A 17761-nucleotide genomic window follows, 5' to 3' on the forward strand; every position below is an offset into this window, starting at 1 on the left:
GGCGGGCACAGACAGCAGAACAGAAAGCGGTGGCATGGACGACGGCGTACTCAGCTGGGTGCGGATCGACGGAACCAGTTCGGTCCCGCCCTTCGAACAGCTGCGGCTGCAGATCCTCGATGCCGCCAATGACGGAACCCTGGCTGTCGGGACGCGGCTTCCTCCTGTCCGGGCGCTGGCCGCCCAGCTGGGACTGGCCGTCAATACCGTCGCCCGCGCCTACCGTGAACTGGAGCAGGCGGAGATCGTCACGACCAGGTCCCGCGCAGGTACTGTCGTGGCTGCCGCGGGAGATAACGGCCGCAGGCGTGTCGCCGAGGCTGCCCGTGTCTTTGCCGACGCGGTCAAGGCCAATGGGGTGGATCCGAAGGCCGCGATCTCCTACGTGGAAGCAGCCCTACGCCAGGGGTGAACACGCCTGCCCTCGAATACATTTTCGAATCGGGATTGATCTACAGTGGAAAGCGTGTCTACTGCGACTTCACTGACTTCTGGCCAGAATCCCCTTCAAGGCGCGGATCTCTCCCGCCTGGTCGTTAAGGGCGCCCGGGAACATAACCTGCGCAACGTCGACCTGGACCTTCCCCGCGACGCCATGATTGTGTTCACCGGCCTGTCCGGGTCCGGCAAGTCCTCCCTGGCTTTCGACACCATCTTTGCCGAGGGCCAGCGACGCTACGTGGAGTCACTGTCCTCCTACGCCCGGATGTTCCTGGGGCAGGTGGACAAGCCGGATGTCGACTTCATAGAGGGACTTTCCCCCGCGGTGTCGATCGACCAGAAGTCCACCAGCAAGAACCCGCGTTCCACTGTCGGCACCATCACCGAAATCCACGACTACATGCGCCTGCTCTGGGCCCGCGTAGGCACCCCGTTCTGCCCGGTCTGCGGCGAGCCGGTCAGCCGGCAGACGCCGCAGCAGATCACGGACCAGCTGCTGGAACTTGAAGAGGGGACCCGGTACCAGATCCTGGCGCCGGTGGTCCGGGGCCGCAAGGGCGAGTTCGTGGACCTGTTCAAGGACCTGGCGGCCAAGGGCTATTCCCGGGCCAAGGTGGACGGAAAGCAGATCCAGCTTTCGGATCCGCCCAAGCTCGGCAAGCAGTACAAACACACCATCGAGGTGGTCGTTGACCGCCTGGTGGCAAAGGAAGGGATCCGGCAGCGGCTTACCGATTCCGTCGAAACGGCGCTGGGACTGGCCGACGGCCGGGTGCTGGCCGACTTCGTGGATCTTGAAGAGGACAGCCCCGAGCGGATCCGCTCCTTCTCGGAACACCTGGCCTGCCCGAATGAACATCCGCTGGCCATTGACGAGATCGAGCCCCGGTCCTTCTCCTTCAACAACCCGTTCGGTGCCTGCCCTGTCTGCACCGGCATCGGCTCACGCCTGGAAGTGGATGAAGAACTCGTCGTTCCCAATCCGAACCTGAGCCTTGCCGCCGGAGCGATCGCACCCTGGTCCATGGGTACTGCTACCAGCGAGTACTGGAACCGCCTGCTCGCAGGACTGGCCAAGGACATGGGCTTCTCCATGGACGTGCCGTGGAAGAAGCTCCCCGCCAAGGCGCGCGAGGCCATCCTGCACGGCAAAGACCACAAGGTCGTCGTGCAATACCGCAACCGCTTCGGCCGCGAACGGAAATACACCACCGGCTTCGAAGGCGTCATCGGGTACATCAAACGCAAGCACCAGGAAACCGAGTCTGAAAGCTCGCGTGACCGCTACGAAGAGTACATGCGGGAAATTGCCTGCCCGGAGTGCGGCGGTGCACGTCTGAACCCGGCGTCGCTGTCGGTACTGATCAACAAGCGCAATATCGCCGAGGTCAGCGGCATGGCGCTGCGGGAAGCAGCGGGCTTCTTCAAGAACCTGACCCTGACCCCCCGTGAGGCGAAGATCGGCGAGCAGGTACTCAAGGAGATCAAGGCACGCCTGACCTTCCTCCTCGACGTCGGGCTCGAATACCTCAGCCTGGACCGCCCGGCCGCGACCCTGTCCGGCGGCGAAGCCCAGCGCATCCGTCTGGCCACCCAGATCGGTTCCGGGCTGGTGGGCGTCCTGTACGTCCTCGACGAACCCTCCATCGGACTGCACCAGCGGGACAACCGCCGTCTCATCGAGACGCTGGCACGGCTGCGCAACCTGGGCAACACCCTGATCGTGGTTGAACACGACGAAGACACCATCCACGAAGCCGACTGGATCGTCGACGTGGGACCGGGCGCGGGGGAGGCCGGCGGAGAAATCGTCCACTCCGGGCCCTTGTCCGAGCTCCTGACCAACACCCGCTCTGTCACGGGCGACTATCTTGCCGGACGGCGGAAAATCGAAATTCCGGCCAAGCGCCGCAAGATTGACAAGGCCCGCCAGCTGAAGATCGTCGGCGCGCGGGAAAACAACCTGCGCAACCTCACCGTCAACATCCCGCTGGGCGTTTTCACCGCAGTCACCGGGGTGAGCGGCTCCGGCAAGTCCACCCTCATCAACGACATTCTCTACCGCGTGCTTGCCAGCAAGCTCAACGGCGCCAAGCACGTCGCGGGCCGCCACACCCAGGTGGACGGCCTGGAGCACCTGGACAAGGTCATCCACGTTGACCAGAGCCCCATCGGACGCACCCCGCGGTCCAACGCGGCCACCTACACCGGCGTCTTCGACCACATCCGCAAGCTGTTCGCGGAGACCACCGAAGCGAAGGTGCGCGGCTACCTGCCGGGACGTTTCTCCTTCAATGTGAAGGGCGGCCGCTGCGAAGCCTGCCACGGCGACGGAACGCTGAAGATCGAAATGAACTTCCTGCCGGATGTCTACGTGCCCTGCGAGGTCTGCCACGGCGCCCGTTTCAACCGCGAGACCCTGGAAGTCCATTACAAGGGCAAGAACATTGCCGAGATCCTGGACATGCCGATTGCCGAAGCCGCAGAGTTCTTTGCGGCTTTCAGTCCGATTGCCCGGCACCTCAACACCCTGGTGGACGTTGGGCTGGGCTACGTCCGGCTGGGACAGCCGGCGACCACCCTGTCCGGCGGCGAAGCCCAGCGCGTGAAGCTCGCCGCCGAGCTGCAGAAGCGCTCCAACGGCCGCAGCGTCTACGTCCTCGACGAGCCCACCACGGGGCTGCACTTCGAGGATGTCCGCAAACTGCTGATGGTCCTCCAGGGCCTGGTGGACAAGGGGAACACCGTCATCACCATCGAGCACAACCTCGACGTCATCAAGAGTGCCGACTGGATCATCGACCTCGGCCCGGACGGAGGTACGGGCGGCGGCCAGGTTGTCGCTTCCGGAACCCCCGAGAAGGTGGCGAAGTCGCCCGAGAGCCACACCGGGCATTTCCTGGCCGAGATCCTGAACTAGGAGTTCCCGAAAGGTGGCCCGGCACCGGAGACATATTCCTTCCGCGTCATATGTTTTACCCGGTGGCGGTTCCTCTGTGGGAAGCTAGGCCGGTGAAACAACTCCGGCTCCTGGTCCTCTTCGATCTCGACGGCACCCTCGTAGACCCTGCAGGAAGCATCACCGGCGGCATCAGTGCGGCGCTGGCCGCTTCCGGACTTGCCGTGCCGCCGCCCGCGGACCTCCAGCAGATGGTAGGACCGGCCCTGTCAGAGTCCTTGAGGCGCATAGCCCGGGTGCCGGCCGACCAGCTGGACACGGTGATTGCGCACTACCGCCGGGGATACCGGGACACAGGAATGGCCGCCAGCCGGCCCTACCCCGGCATCGCCGATGCCGTCCAGGAACTCCGTGACGCCGGCTGCATCACTGCCGTCGCAACACAGAAGCCGGAACCCCTTGCCGGTGACCTGCTACGCGTCCAGGGCCTGGAACAGCTTTTCGCGTCCGTGCACGGTTCACCTGCCGATGAGCGGGCCGTGGCAGCTGACGGAAAGACATCCATCATCCGGGCTGCCCTGGACCGACATGCGGGAGAGTACTCGGCCGCAGTCATGATCGGCGACCGGATGCACGACGTGCACGGTGCCGCGGCAAACGGCATTCCCTGCATCGGGGTGTCCTGGGGCTTTGCTGCCCCGGGGGAACTGGCAGCAGCCGGTGCTGCCGCTGTCATCGACTTCCCCGGACAGCTCGGGGACGCCGTACGGTCCGCAGCGGAAACGGCAGGTGCCCATGGGGCTGTATAACCTGACCCGTTCCAGCACCCGCGGCCTGATCAGCCTGTGCCGGCCCACAGTGACCGGTTTGGAACACGTTCCCTCGTCGGGGCCCTTCATCGTGGCCTCCAATCATCTCTCGTTCCTGGACAGCGTGCTCATCCAGGCCCTGATGCCGCGGAAGGTCGGATTCTTCGCCAAGGCGGAGTACTTCACCACCCCGGGGCTCAAAGGGGCAGCCATGCGCAGCTTTTTTGAGAGCGTAGGGTCCATTCCGGTGGAACGCGGACAGCAGGCGGCCAGCGTGGCTGCCCTGAAGTCGCTCCTCGACGTACTGGAGACCGGCGGCGGGATCGGCATCTATCCCGAAGGAACCCGTTCCCGCGACGGCCTGCTTTACCGCGGCCGCACCGGGGTCGGCTGGCTCGCGCTCACCTCGGGCGCGCCCGTGGTGCCGGTAGGGCTGATCGGAACGGAAAAGCTCCAACCCGCCGGAAAGAAATGGGTCAAGCCCCGCCCCTTCACGATGGCGGTAGGGCGCCCGCTCTACTTCTCCAAGACCGGACCCCAGCACGCCCTCCCGGAACGGCGGCGCGTCACCGACCAGGTGATGGACGCCGTCGCCGAACTCTCGGGGCAGGAACGCAGCGCCGCGTACAACCAGAACAAGCCCGACGGCGCCTAGGCCGGCGCACTTCAGCGGGCTGCGAAACGGCCGGCCGTACGTCCGGCAGCGGGGCGGTGCCGACTTAGGATGGAACAGTGGCAGATCCAGCAACCTACCGGCCCCGGGCGGGGGAGATCCCTACCGAGCCCGGGGTATACCGCTTCCGCGATGAGCACCGCCGAGTCATCTATGTCGGCAAGGCCAAGAACCTCCGTTCGCGGCTGAACTCCTACTTCGCCAATCCGCGGCAGCTCATGGCCAAGACCCGCGCGATGGTGTTCACGGCCACCAGCGTGGAGTGGACGGTGGTGGGCACCGAACTTGAAGCCCTCCAGCTCGAGTACACCTGGATCAAGGAATTCAGTCCGCGGTTCAACATCATGTTCCGGGACGACAAGTCCTACCCCTACCTCGCGGTCACCATGGGCGAGAAGTATCCCCGCGCCCAGGTCATGCGCGGGGACCGCCGGAAGGACACCCGGTACTTCGGTCCGTTCTATCCGGCCAAGGCCATTCGCGAGACGCTCGATACCCTGCTGCGCGTCTTCCCGGTGCGCACCTGCAGCCCCGGCGTCTTCAAGCGCGCCGAACGAACCGGCCGTCCCTGCCTGCTCGGCTACATCGACAAGTGCTCCGCGCCCTGCGTGGGCCGAATCAGCGCGGAGGACCACAAGGCCCTGGCCGCCGAACTCTGCGCCTTCATGGCCGGGGATTCCAAGCGCTTCATCCAGGACCTGGAACGCCGGATGAAGGACGCGGTGGCCAACCTGGACTACGAGTCGGCGGCTCGCATCCGTGACGACATCGCAGCCCTGCGGAAGGTCTTCGAACGCAACTCGGTGGTGCTTTCGGAGGACACCGACGCCGACATCTTCGGATTGGTCCAGGATGAGCTGGAAGCCTCGGTCCAGGTCTTCCACGTCCGCGGCGGGCGCATCCGCGGACAGCGCGGCTGGGTCGTGGAAAAGGTCGAAGACACGGACACCGGGCAAATCGTCGAGCACCTCCTGCAGCAGGTTTACGGGGAAGGTTCCATGTCCGACAGGATCCCGCGCAAGGTCCTCGTCCCGGTGCTTCCTGACAATGCCGAAGAACTGCAGGTCTGGCTGCGCGGACTGCGCGGCTCGAAGGTCAAAATCTCGGTTCCCCAGCGCGGCGACAAAAAGACGCTCATGGAGACGGTCACGCGCAACGCGGAAGACGCCATGCGCCTGCACAAGAGCCGGCGCGCCGGAGACCTGACCACCCGGTCCGCGGCCCTGTCCGAACTGCAGGAGGCACTGGAGATTCCCGTTCCGCTTCTGCGCATCGAGTGCTACGACATCTCCCACGTTCAGGGCACCAACGTCGTCGCGTCCATGGTGGTCGCGGAGGACGGGCTGATGAAGAAGTCGGACTACCGCCGGTTCTCCATTACCGGGGAAGCAGCGCGGGATGACACCGCCTCGATGTACGACGTGGTCTCCCGCCGCTTCAGGCACTATCTGGCCGAGAACTTTGACCCGGCTGCCGCCGTTCCGGATGCCGATCCGGACCATGCGGTGCCCACCGGGGACGGCTCCGGCCAGGCCGCTCCAATTCACGCAGCCCAGGCGTCCGGGCCGGTCGCGGACACACTGACGGCAGCGCCCAGGGCCAAGTTCGCCTATCCGCCAAACCTGGTGGTGGTCGACGGCGGCAGGCCGCAGGTGGCAGCGGCGTCGCGGGCCCTGGCTGACCTCGGCATCTCCGACGTCTACGTGGTGGGCCTTGCCAAGCGCCTTGAGGAAGTCTGGGTCCCGGACAGCGAGTTCCCCGTGATCCTGCCCCGCTCTTCCGAAGCGCTGTTCCTGCTGCAGCGCATCCGCGACGAAGCCCACCGCTTCGCGATCACTTTCCACCGGCAGAAGCGGGGGAAGTCCATGACGGCGTCCGCACTGGACGGTATCCCCGGGCTGGGGCCAGCGAAGCAAAAAGCGCTGATCAAACATTTTGGCTCGGTCCGCAAGCTCAAGCAGGCTGACACCGAGGCGCTGATGGAAGTTCCCGGAATTGGTCCCGCGATGGCTGCTGTCATCCATGCGTCCCTCGCCGAAGCCGGGGCCGAAACTGCTCCGGCCGTGAACATGGCCACCGGCGAAATCATCGAATCTTAGCTAGGCTGGTGGGAGCCGTCCCCGGCGGAGAAATCCGACCAGCGCCGGCCGGCCTTTGGGGCTCCCCGGTCCGGGGAACCCGGTGACTGACGGGAACAAGGAAAACATGACTGAAGTGGACGGGCTGCAAAGCGTCAAGCCTGCCGAGTCCGAACTGCTCGTCGTCACCGGCATGTCCGGTGCCGGCCGGAGCACCGCAGCCAATGCCCTGGAGGACCACGGCTGGTACGTGGTGGAGAACCTGCCGCCGCTGATGCTGGGGACACTCACCGAGCTGGTCTCCCGCATGCCCCATTCCATCCCCAAACTGGCCGTGGTCATCGACGTCCGGAGCAAGGAACTCTTCCAGGACATCAGGGAGGCCCTGGGCAACCTCCGGGCCGCCGGCGTCGACTACCGCGTGCTTTTCCTCGAAGCCTCGGACCAGGCCCTTGTCCAGCGCTTCGAATCCGGCCGCCGGCCCCACCCGCTGCAGGAAGACGGAAGCATCCTGGACGGCATCGCCGCTGAGCGGGACGTGCTGAGGGAACTCCGCGACGCCTCGGACGTCATCGTCGACACCTCCAAGTTCAACGTTCACGCGCTGGCAACAACAATCACCGAGCTCTTCACGGAGCAGGGTCCGATTGTCCTCCGGCTGAACGTGATGAGCTTCGGCTTCAAGTACGGCCTCCCCGTCGACGCGAACTTCGTGGCGGACGTTCGCTTCATCCCGAATCCGCACTGGGTCCCGCAGCTGCGCCCGCACACGGGGCAGGATTCCGACGTACGGGACTTTGTCCTGGGGGCGCACGGCACCGAGGACTTCCTGGACCGCTATGTCGATGCGTTGGCTCCCGTCATTGACGGCTACCGCCGCGAGAACAAGCACTACGCCACCATCGCCGTCGGCTGCACCGGGGGCAAGCACCGCTCTGTCGCGGTCACCGAAGAACTTGCCAAGCGGCTGGCGAAGCTTCCCCACGTCACCGTAGCGGCGCACCACCGCGATCTCGGGCGGGAATAGATGGGGTTCCTCACCGGGCCCCTTCCCATCCTTCCTGACGGAGGAGCGCTGCGCCCCCCGGGCGGCGGCACGTCACCGGCTGTCGTCGCACTGGGCGGCGGCCATGGGCTTTCCGCCACGCTCTCGGCCCTGCGCCTGCTCACCACCGACCTCACCGCCGTCGTCACCGTCGCCGATAACGGCGGTTCCTCCGGACGCCTGCGCCAGGAGCTGGACGTCCTTCCGCCCGGCGACCTCCGGATGGCGCTTGCCGCGCTCTGCGACGACACCGACTGGGGCAGAACCTGGCGGGACGTCATGCAGCACAGGTTCCGTTCACGGCCGGGCGCCGAAGGGTCCCTGGACAACCACGCGCTCGGGAACCTGCTCATCGTCACCCTGTGGGAACTGCTGGGCGATCCGGTGGCAGGACTGCAATGGGCCGGAGCCCTGCTGGGCGCCCGGGGCCAGGTCCTGCCCATGTCCACCCTCCCGCTGACGATCGAAGGCGACGTCCTGCGGCAGTCGGAGACCGGACTTCGGCACGAGACCGTCACGGGCCAGGCCGAACTGGCCGTCGCGGGAACCCAATCGAGCGTCGTGGACGTTCGGCTGCTTCCGCCGGATGCACCCGCCTGCACCGAGGCGGTAACTGCCATCGGCCGCGCAGACTGGGTGATCCTGGGACCTGGCTCCTGGTACACGTCCGTCCTGCCGCACCTGCTGCTCCCCGAGATGCGCGAGGCGCTGTGCAGCACGGGTGCCCGCCGGTGCCTGACCATGAACCTCAGCAATGAGACGAAGGAGACTGCGGGCATGAGCGCAGTGGACCACCTGCAGGTCATCCGGCGCTATGCTCCCGGCTTCAAGGTGGACGCCGTGCTGGCCGATCCCCGCGTCGTGGAGGACAGGAGCGAGTTCAGCGCAGCTGCTGCCGAAATGGGTGCCCGCGTTGTCTTCGGTAAGGTAGGGGCAGCGGCCGGGAGTCCGATCCATGATCCGCTGCGGCTTGCGGCTGCTTATCACGATGTATTTGGGGAACTCTAGGAGTGTGCTTGTGGCGCTGACTGCTGCAGTCAAAGAGGAACTTTCACGGCTTACCGTGAAGAAGTCCTCCGTTCGAAAAGCCGAAGTTTCGGCAATGCTGCGTTTTGCAGGAGGCCTGCACATCATCTCGGGGCGCATCGTTATCGAGGCCGAAGTGGACCTCGCATCGACAGCCCGGAGATTGCGGGCCGCGATCGCCGAGGTCTACGGCCACGCGAGCGACATCGTTGTCGTTTCGGGTTCAGGGCTGCGGCGGGGCAACCGGTACGTTGTCCGCGTCGTGAAGGACGGAGAGTCCCTGGCCCGCCAGACCGGGCTCCTGGACGCCCGGGGACGGCCCGTACGGGGCCTGCCCTCGGTCGTCGTGAACGGTTCCGCAGCAGATGCCGAAGCTGTCTGGCGCGGCGCCTTCCTCGCCCACGGATCCCTCACCGAGCCAGGCCGCTCATCTTCACTCGAAGTGACCTGCCCCGGTCCCGAAGCAGCCCTCGCACTGGTCGGTGCAGCACGCCGGATCGGTATCGCGGCCAAGGCACGCGAAGTCCGGGGCGTGGACCGGGTCGTCATCCGTGACGGTGACACCATCGCGGCCCTGCTGACCCGGATGGGCGCCCACGATGCCCTAATGGTCTGGGAGGAACGCCGGATGCGCAAGGAAGTGCGCGCTACGGCCAACCGCCTGGCGAACTTCGACGACGCAAACCTCCGCCGCTCCGCGCAGGCAGCCGTTGCGGCCGGGGCGAGGGTGGAACGCGCACTGGAGATCCTGGGGGAGGACGTGCCTGAACACCTGCGCTACGCCGGCGAGCTCCGGGTCGCCCACAAGCAGGCCAGCCTTGACGAACTGGGCCGCCTGGCCGAACCTCCCATGACCAAGGACGCAATCGCCGGCCGGATCCGCCGCCTGCTCGCGATGGCGGACAAGCGGGCCTCTGAACTGGGAGTTCCGGGCACGGAGGCCAATGTGACCGCCGAAATGCTTGACCAGTAGGCTCACGCATAGGATGGACTAAGCGTGCTGATTTATTCAGCATCATAAACTTCCGGGTGGACACGCCGTCCGGATAAATGGATCCGAGTATCAACGGAGGATTTTCGTGAACGAATACACACTGCCGGAACTGCCGTACGACTACGCAGCACTGGAGCCCCACATCTCGGCTCGCATCATGGAACTGCACCATGACAAGCACCACGCCACCTACGTGGCCGGCGCCAACACCGCACTGGCCCAGATGGCCGAAGCCCGCGAAAAGGGCGAGTTCGGCAACATCCCGAAGCTCTCCAAGGACCTCGCGTTCCACCTCGGCGGACACACGAACCACTCGATCTTCTGGAACAACCTCTCACCCGAAGGCGGCGACAAGCCGGTCGGCGAGCTGGCTGCGGCCCTCGACGACTTCTTTGGCTCCTTCGACGCGTTCCGCGGCCAGTTCACCGCCGCGGCGAACTCCCTGCAGGGTTCCGGCTGGGCCATCCTCGCCTACGAACCCCTCGGCGGAAACCTTGTGATCGAGCAGCTTTACGACCAGCAGGGCAACATCCCCGTTGGAACCATTCCGCTGCTGATGCTGGACATGTGGGAGCACGCCTTTTACCTGGACTACGTCAACGTCAAGGCTGACTACGTCAAGGCATTCTGGAACATCGTCAACTGGGCCGACGTGGCCGCCCGGTTCGATGCTGCACGCGCCGGCGCTACCCAGCTGGTGCTCCCCGCCTAATCGGGGAAACCGTACCGGGTTTAAGGTGCCGCCGGTGTGTGACCGGCGGCACCTGCGCGTAAGATGAAGCACACGGCTCATGCAGCGCCCGACCGGCAACCCGTGCGCTGTAGCAGGTCCGGGACGCGCCGCTCCTGCGAAGTCAACTGAAGTGGCCTTGTCCCACTGAGGTCACTAATTCTCGAACGACCCGCTATCAAGGAGAGAACAAAAGTGACTACTCGTGTTGGAATCAATGGATTCGGGCGTATCGGACGCGGCTACTTCCGGGCAGCACTGGAGCAGAATGCGGATCTTGACATTGTCGCGGTTAACGACCTGACAAGCCCGGAGACCCTCGCCCACCTGTTCAAATACGACTCGATCACCGGCCGCCTCGATGAGGCCGTAGAGGTCCAGGACGGCAACCTGGTAGTAGGCGGCAAAACCGTCCGCGTCCTCGCCGAACGTGATCCCGCAAAACTGCCCTGGAAGGACATGGGCGTTGACATCGTCATTGAGTCCACCGGGTTCTTCACCAAGGCTGACGATGCGCGCAAGCACATTGAAGCCGGCGCCAAGAAGGTACTGATCTCCGCCCCGGGCAAGGGTGCCGACCGGACCATCGTGATGGGTGTGAACGACAGCGAGTACGACCCTGCCACTGACACCATCATCTCCAACGCATCCTGCACCACCAACTGCCTGGCCCCGCTGGCGAAAGTCATCCACGATGCGTTTGGCATTGAACGCGGACTCATGACGACGGTCCACGCCTACACCGCTGACCAGAACCTGCAGGACGGCCCGCACCGGGACCTGCGCAGGGCACGGGCAGCAGCCCTGAACATCGTGCCCACCACCACAGGCGCCGCCAAGGCAATCGGCTTGGTGATTCCGGACCTGGACGGCAAGCTGGACGGTTTCGCACTGCGTGTGCCGGTGCCTACCGGATCGGTCACCGACCTGACCGTGAACCTTGCCCGGGAAGTCAGCGTTGAGGAGATCAACGCTGCCTACAAGGACGCCAGCGAGGGTCCCCTCAACGGCTACCTCCGGTATACCGACGAGCCGCTCGTCTCGTCCGACATCGTGACTGATCCGGCGTCGTGCATTTTCGACTCCGGCATGACGCGTGTCATGGGCAACGAGGCCAAGGTAGTTGGCTGGTATGACAACGAATGGGGCTACTCGTGCCGCATGGTGGACCTCACCACCTTGGTAGCTTCGAAACTCTAGGTCCCCGTCCTCCGCCCCCACAGGGCACAGAAACAAAGGCAGATATGACAATCAAGACACTTGACGAGCTCATCGGCGACGGCGTTGGCAACCGGTACGTCCTGGTCCGCTCGGACCTGAACGTCCCGCTGGCGGACGGGAAGGTTACCGACGACGGTCGCATCCGCGCTTCTATTCCTACGCTGCAGCTTTTGGTGGAGCATGGCGCCAAGGTCATCGTTATGGCACACCTGGGACGGCCCAAGGGCCAGCCGGACGAAAAGTACAGCCTGCGTCCGGCCGTGGACCGGCTCGACGAGCTCGCACCGTTCGCGGTGGAGTTTGCCGACGACGTCACCGGTCCCAGTGCCGTTGAACGTGCGGGAAGCCTGGCATCCGGCAGCGTCCTGGTGCTCCAGAACATCCGGTTCGATCCGCGGGAGACGTCCAAGGACGATGCCCAGCGGATGGAGCTGGCACGTGAGCTTGCCGGCCTCACCGGCGGCAGCGGGGCGTACGTCGACGATGCTTTCGGGGCTGTCCACCGCAAGCATGCCAGCGTCTATGACATCGCCGAAGTCCTGCCTGCCTATGAGGGCAATCTGGTCCGCAGCGAGCTGGAGGTGCTGTCGCGCCTGACGACGGATCCCGCCAAGCCCTACGTCGTGGTGCTGGGCGGTTCCAAGGTCTCCGACAAGCTGGCCGTCATCGAGAACCTCATGACCCGCGCCGACAGCCTGCTGATCGGCGGTGGCATGGTCTTCACGTTCCTGGCCGCCCAGGGCCATAAGGTTGGAGCTTCCCTGCTCGAAGAGGACCAGATCGAAACGGTGAAGGGCTATCTGTCCCGTGGCGCGGAGCTGGGCTGTGAGTTTGTCCTGCCGACCGACATCGTGGTCGCAGACAAGTTCGCGGCCGACGCAGACCACGAGGTAGTCGCCGCTGACGCGATGGAGGACAGCCGCTTCGGAGCTGCCGGGATCGGTCTCGACATCGGACCGGATTCCGCCAGGGCCTTCGCTGACCGCATCGCGTCGGGTGCCACCGTCTTCTGGAACGGACCGATGGGTGTCTTCGAATTCGATGCCTTCGCCGGCGGCACGAAGGCGGTGGCCCAGGGCTTGAAGCAGTGCAGCGGCCTGACCGTCGTCGGCGGCGGGGACTCGGCCGCGGCCGTGCGGAAGCTGGGCTTCTCCGACAGCGACTTCTCGCATATCTCCACCGGCGGCGGAGCGAGCCTGGAATACCTTGAAGGCAAGGAACTGCCGGGCATCGCCGTCCTCGACAAGTAATCGGTGAACGGGCCTGCCGGGATTCTTCCGGCAGGCCCGTTGCCCTGTCCACCATCTATCGACACCACCACATGAACCGGAGCAGAGATGACTACCTCGACCAACGGCAAGTATGACCGCACACCGCTGATCGCGGGCAACTGGAAAATGAACATGGACCACATGCAGGGCATCACCCTGCTGCAGAAGCTTGCGTGGACCCTCAGCGACGCGAGGCACGACTACAACCGCGTCGAGGTCGTCGTTTTCCCGCCGTTTACCGATCTCCGGAGCACCCAGACCCTCGTGCAGGGTGACAAGCTGAAGGTGGCATACGGCGCCCAGGACCTCTCTCCCGAGGATTCCGGCGCGTACACCGGCGACATTTCAGGCCAGTTCCTGTCCAAGCTCGGGTGCAGCTACGTCCTGGTCGGGCACAGTGAACGCCGGAGCGTCCACGGCGAGTCTGATGAACTCCTGAACGCCAAGCTGAAGGCTGCCTTCCGCAACAATCTGGTCCCCATCCTGTGCGTTGGCGAAGGCCTGGAAGAGCGGCAGGCAGGCAACCACCTGCTGCACACCCTCGAGCAGGTCCGCAATGACCTGGCCGGACTCACCGCCGAAGAGGTTTCCGGTCTGGTCATCGCCTACGAACCGGTGTGGGCGATTGGCACGGGCGAGGTGGCCGGGCCGGACGACGCCCAGGAAATGTGCAACACCATCCGCGCCGAGCTCGCCGACCTGTATGACGACGCAGTCGCTGCAAAGGTCCGGCTGCTGTACGGCGGGTCGGTTAAGGCCTCGAATGCTGCCAGCATCCTGAAGGAGCGTGACGTCGACGGCGTGTTGGTAGGCGGCGCCAGTTTGGACGTGGCCGAATTTGCTAATATTGTCAGGTTCGAGGAACACCTGGTGACCGACTGACCTGCGCAGCGGCAGCGTCTCCAATTCAATGCGTCACCCGTGAAAGGCCGTAAGTGGAAATTCTGAAGATCATCCTGCTGGTCCTGCTTGGCCTGACCAGCCTGCTGCTCACGCTCCTGATCCTGCTGCACAAGGGTCGCGGCGGCGGTATGTCAGACATGTTCGGCGGCGGCATGAGCACCAGCATGGGTTCTTCCGGGGTCGCGGAAAAGAACCTGAACCGTTTCACCGTTATCCTTGGCGTGTCCTGGGGCGTGGTTATCATCGCCCTGGGCCTGATCCAGCGTTTCGCCGGCGAGTCCTAGGGACCCGGAGCGGAACCGCGCTGCCCTTCGGCAATGCCTGTAAGCACAGAGGAAAGGCCCCCGGATAACCCGGGGCCTTTCCTCTGTGCTTACAGTGCCTAGTGCCGTTCCTCGGTCTGCAGCAGCCGTTCAGGCAGTTGTGAAGCCGCGGCCTGGTCAATCAGCCATCTGGTCTTCGAACGTCCCCGGGGTCCGGCTGCGGGCACCTGTACCGGTCCTGCCCCCGCAAGCGCGAGCCCGACGGCGCCCGCCTTGTCCTCACCAGCTACGGTGAGCCAGACTTCATCCGCCGTATTGATGGCTTCCAAAGTGAGCGAGATGCGCTCCGACGGAGGTTTGGGGGAGTCCCGCACGGCCACCACCGTCTGGCCCGTGGTGCGGATGCCCGCCATCTCGGGGAAGAGCGAGGCGACATGGGCGTCCGGTCCGACACCCAGCAGCAGGATGTCGAAGCGCGGAAGACGGGGATCGGTTTGCTCAAAGCCCTCCGCGAGGTCTTCGGCCTCTGCCGCTGCGGCCAGTTCAGCTGCGTACGCGGCAGCCGCCTCTTCCACCGTGGAGGTACTGTCGGTAGACGCGGCCTCATGCACCCGTGCCTGGTCCACGCCTAGGCTGGCGAGCATCGCCTGCCGGGCAGCGAGGGCGTTGCGGTCGGGGGAGTCAGGGGCGACAAACCGCTCGTCACCCCACCAGAAGTTGACCCGCTGCCAGTCAACCGCGGTGCGGGCCGGCGCAGCGGCCACAGCAGCGAGCACACCGATGCCTGCGGTCCCGCCGGTGAGGACTGCCGTTGCTTCGCCGCGCCTGTTCTGCACATCCACGAGCTTGGTGATCAGGCGGGCAGCAGTTGCGTCTATCAGCGCCGCCGCGTTGGGATGGATGCTTACGCCATGGGGAGATTGCCTCATGCGGTGGTCCCTTCCGGGACCAGGCAGGCTGCCAGCCCCTCCGTCAGTACTTCTCCGAAAACCTCGTCTGGATCCAGCCGGCGCAATTCCTCTGCCAGGCATTCGTGCAGTGTCCGCAGCGGCAGGGAGATCCGCTGTTCGGGCTGGCCTGGCTGCATCAGGTGGGCCATGCTGCCGCCGTCGGGCCGGTAAAGCTCAATCGCACCCGCCGCGCGTTCCATCCTGACACGCCTGATGCCGGCACCGGCAGGATCTTCAATGATCTGCACGGGAACCCTGAGTGCATGCTTGAGCCAAGCCGCCAGCAGGAAGGTGCTCGCTGAGTCCGACGCCCCCTCGACAGTGACGGATGTGAGGCCGTCGGCACCGTTCTGTTCGAGGACCGCGGCCAGCTGGATGCGCCAGTGAGTGAGCCGGGTCCAGCTGAGATCGGTGTCGCCGTCAGCGTAGGTCCGGCTGAGGTCCAGCAGTGACTGCTTGGGATCCGGTTCGTTCGCAGCATCGGTGATCCGCCGGTGGGCGATCCGGCCCAGGGGAGTGGACGCCGCCGAACGCGGCAGGCCATGGGGCCACCAGACGACGATTGGAGCGTCAGGCAGCAGCAGGGCCGATACCAGCGACTCACTCTCCGCCGCGAGCTCACCGTAGCCGTAGAGCAGGATGACTTCGGAGGCACCGGCATCTCCGCCGACCCGGATCTGCGCGTCCAGGCGCGAGGGCTCATCTGCCGAACCGGCGGCCAGCACGATCACGCGGCAGGGGTGCTCCCGGCTGGCAGTGTTGGCAGCTTCAATCGCTTCTTCGACGAAGTCCGGCGCGGTGACCACCACCAGAGTGAGGACACGGCCCAGGGCGACAACGCCGCCCTTTTCCCGCATGGCGACGATTTTCTTGGACACCTTGGACGTTGTGGTGTCAGGCAGTTCAACAATCACGGCCTTCTCCAGGTCCTTCCGTCACGTGCGAGCAGTTCGTTCGCGGAAGCCGGCCCCCAGCTTCCCGGTGCATACGGTTCAGGCTGTTCATCCAGCGATGCCCAGTACTCCTCGAACGGATCAACAATCTTCCAGGAGAGTTCCACCTCCTGGTGCCGCGGAAAGAGCGGGGGCTCGCCAAGGAGGACATCCAGGATCAGCCTCTCATAGGCTTCCGGGCTGGATTCCGTAAAGGAGTGCCCATAGCCGAAGTCCATGGACACGTCCCGGACTTCCATCTGGGTCCCTGGAACCTTCGAACCGAACCGGATGGTCGCGCCTTCGTCCGGCTGTACCCGGATCACGACGGCGTTCTGCCCGAAATCGTCTTCGGCATGGTCCCGGAAGAGCAGGTTGGGGGCTCGTTTAAAGACGACGGCGATCTCCGTCACCCGCCGGCCGAGCCGCTTGCCGGCGCGCAGGTAAAACGGAACTCCGGCCCAGCGGCGGGTATTGATGTCCAGCCGCACGGCGGCGAACGTCTCGGTCTTCGACTCCGGGTTGAAGCCTTCTTCCTCCAGGAAGCCGGTGACTTTCTCCCCGCCCTGCCAGCCGCCGGTGTACTGCCCGCGGGCAGAGTGCCGGGAGAGATCCTTCGGCAGCCGGACCGCGGCGAGCACCTTCTCCTTTTCAGCCCTCAGGTGGGCTGCATCGAAGGAAATCGGTTCTTCCATCGCGGTGAGCGCCAGCAGCTGCAGGAGGTGGTTCTGGATGACGTCGCGGGCTGCCCCTACGCCGTCGTAATAACCGGCGCGTCCTCCGATGCCGATGTCCTCGGCCATGGTGATCTGCACGTGGTCAACAAAGTTCGCGTTCCAGATCGGCTCGAAGAGCTGGTTGGCGAAACGCAGCGCGAGGATATTCTGGACCGTTTCCTTGCCGAGGTAGTGGTCGATCCGGAAGACGGAGTCCGCGGGAAAAACTGACTCCACCACCTCGTTCAGGTCCCGCGCCGACTGCAGGTCATGGCCAAAAGGCTTTTCGATGACCACCCGCCGCCAGCGTCCGTCCGTCGACTCGGCCAGGCCGTGGCTGGAGAGCTGCTGGCAGACCTGTTCGAAGCTCTTCGGCGGCACGGAGAGATAGAACGCCACATTGCCGCGTGTCCCGCGCTGCTCATCCAGTTCCTGCAGGGTGGTGCGCAGCGTGTCGAAGGCCTGATGGTCGTCGAAGCCGCCCTGCACGAAGCGGATGCCTTCGGCCAGCTGCTCCCACACGTTGTCACTGAACGCGGTCCGGGACCGGTCCTGGACCGATTCCTTGACGTAGGCGGCGAAGTCCTCGTCGCTCCAGTCGCGCCGGCCAAATCCAACCAGCGAGAAGCTCGGCGGCAGCAGCCCCCGGTTGGCGAGGTCATAAACAGCGGGAATGAGTTTCTTGCGGGCAAGGTCGCCGGTGACGCCGAAGATCACCAGCGATGAAGGACCCGCGATGCGGCTGAGGCGCCGGTCGCGCGGGTCCCGCAACGGGCTGGGGGAGCCGTTGTCGTGCTCGGGGGACATCAG

Annotated in this window: 16 protein-coding genes; 13 read left to right on the forward strand and 3 right to left on the reverse strand. The window is 65.0% G+C overall.

Translation table 11 applies throughout. The annotated features are described in order from the left end of the window. Window positions 1-34: 34 nt before the first annotated feature. The 13 genes from TVB01_RS07675 (at window position 35) to secG (ending at window position 14374) form a co-directional block, all read left to right on the forward strand. Window positions 35-412 (forward strand): GntR family transcriptional regulator, encoded by a 378-nt coding sequence (locus TVB01_RS07675; protein ID WP_422455316.1) that lies wholly within the window; start codon window positions 35-37, stop codon window positions 410-412. A gap of 54 nt (window positions 413-466) precedes the next feature. After that, entirely contained in the window at window positions 467-3361 is a 2895-nt protein-coding gene (gene uvrA / locus TVB01_RS07680; RefSeq protein ID WP_422455317.1) for an excinuclease ABC subunit UvrA, read from the forward strand. A gap of 92 nt (window positions 3362-3453) precedes the next feature. Further along, a complete protein-coding gene (locus TVB01_RS07685; RefSeq protein ID WP_422455318.1) occupies window positions 3454-4149 on the forward strand; it encodes an HAD hydrolase-like protein in 696 nt (231 codons plus the stop codon). After that, window positions 4136-4804 (forward strand): lysophospholipid acyltransferase family protein, encoded by a 669-nt coding sequence (locus tag TVB01_RS07690; protein WP_422455319.1) that lies wholly within the window; start codon window positions 4136-4138, stop codon window positions 4802-4804. Before TVB01_RS07685 ends, TVB01_RS07690 begins: the two co-directional genes overlap by 14 nt. 77 nt (window positions 4805-4881) lie before the next feature. Then, complete coding sequence (gene uvrC / locus TVB01_RS07695) at window positions 4882-6921, forward strand: excinuclease ABC subunit UvrC (protein ID WP_422455320.1); 2040 nt, start codon at window positions 4882-4884, stop codon at window positions 6919-6921. Window positions 6922-7027: 106 nt separating this feature from the next. Next, a complete protein-coding gene (gene rapZ / locus TVB01_RS07700) occupies window positions 7028-7927 on the forward strand; it encodes an RNase adapter RapZ (RefSeq protein ID WP_422455321.1) in 900 nt (299 codons plus the stop codon). Beyond that, window positions 7928-8953 (forward strand): gluconeogenesis factor YvcK family protein, encoded by a 1026-nt coding sequence (locus tag TVB01_RS07705; RefSeq protein WP_422455322.1) that lies wholly within the window; start codon window positions 7928-7930, stop codon window positions 8951-8953. It begins immediately after the preceding gene. A 10-nt stretch (window positions 8954-8963) separates the two neighbouring features. Beyond that, window positions 8964-9944: a DNA-binding protein WhiA gene (gene whiA, locus TVB01_RS07710; RefSeq protein ID WP_227896744.1), complete on the forward strand. Its 981-nt coding sequence runs from the start codon at window positions 8964-8966 to the stop codon at window positions 9942-9944. A 106-nt stretch (window positions 9945-10050) separates the two neighbouring features. Then, on the forward strand, window positions 10051-10677 hold the full coding sequence (locus tag TVB01_RS07715; RefSeq protein WP_227896743.1) for a superoxide dismutase: 627 nt from the start codon (window positions 10051-10053) through the stop codon (window positions 10675-10677). 213 nt (window positions 10678-10890) lie between these two features. Next, window positions 10891-11895 carry a type I glyceraldehyde-3-phosphate dehydrogenase gene (gene gap / locus TVB01_RS07720; RefSeq protein WP_422455323.1) on the forward strand — a complete coding sequence of 335 codons (1005 nt, stop codon included), beginning with the start codon at window positions 10891-10893 and terminating at the stop codon, window positions 11893-11895. Window positions 11896-11939: 44 nt separating this feature from the next. After that, the gene (locus TVB01_RS07725; RefSeq protein WP_422455324.1) at window positions 11940-13166 is read left to right on the forward strand and encodes a phosphoglycerate kinase; all 1227 of its coding nucleotides are present in this window, start codon (window positions 11940-11942) and stop codon (window positions 13164-13166) included. A gap of 87 nt (window positions 13167-13253) precedes the next feature. Continuing rightward, on the forward strand, window positions 13254-14069 hold the full coding sequence (gene tpiA / locus TVB01_RS07730; RefSeq protein WP_227896739.1) for a triose-phosphate isomerase: 816 nt from the start codon (window positions 13254-13256) through the stop codon (window positions 14067-14069). 53 nt (window positions 14070-14122) lie between these two features. After that, entirely contained in the window at window positions 14123-14374 is a 252-nt protein-coding gene (secG, locus tag TVB01_RS07735) for a preprotein translocase subunit SecG (protein ID WP_422455325.1), read from the forward strand. Window positions 14375-14472: 98 nt separating this feature from the next. Here the strand turns inward: secG and pgl are convergent, their stop codons facing one another. Genes pgl through zwf form a run of 3 tightly spaced genes read right to left on the reverse strand, consistent with a single transcriptional unit; the run spans window position 14473 to window position 17758 of the window. Beyond that, window positions 14473-15282 (reverse strand): 6-phosphogluconolactonase, encoded by an 810-nt coding sequence (pgl, locus tag TVB01_RS07740; protein ID WP_422455326.1) that lies wholly within the window; start codon window positions 15280-15282, stop codon window positions 14473-14475. Beyond that, on the reverse strand, window positions 15279-16217 hold the full coding sequence (locus tag TVB01_RS07745; RefSeq protein WP_422455327.1) for a glucose-6-phosphate dehydrogenase assembly protein OpcA: 939 nt from the start codon (window positions 16215-16217) through the stop codon (window positions 15279-15281). The genes pgl and TVB01_RS07745 overlap by 4 nt, the downstream gene beginning before the upstream one ends. After that, window positions 16214-17758 (reverse strand): glucose-6-phosphate dehydrogenase, encoded by a 1545-nt coding sequence (gene zwf / locus TVB01_RS07750; RefSeq protein WP_422455328.1) that lies wholly within the window; start codon window positions 17756-17758, stop codon window positions 16214-16216. Before zwf ends, TVB01_RS07745 begins: the two co-directional genes overlap by 4 nt. Window positions 17759-17761 lie beyond the last annotated feature (3 nt).

The organism is Arthrobacter sp. 7Tela_A1 (assembly GCF_049311065.1).
Taxonomy (GTDB): Bacteria; Actinomycetota; Actinomycetes; order Actinomycetales; family Micrococcaceae; genus Arthrobacter_B.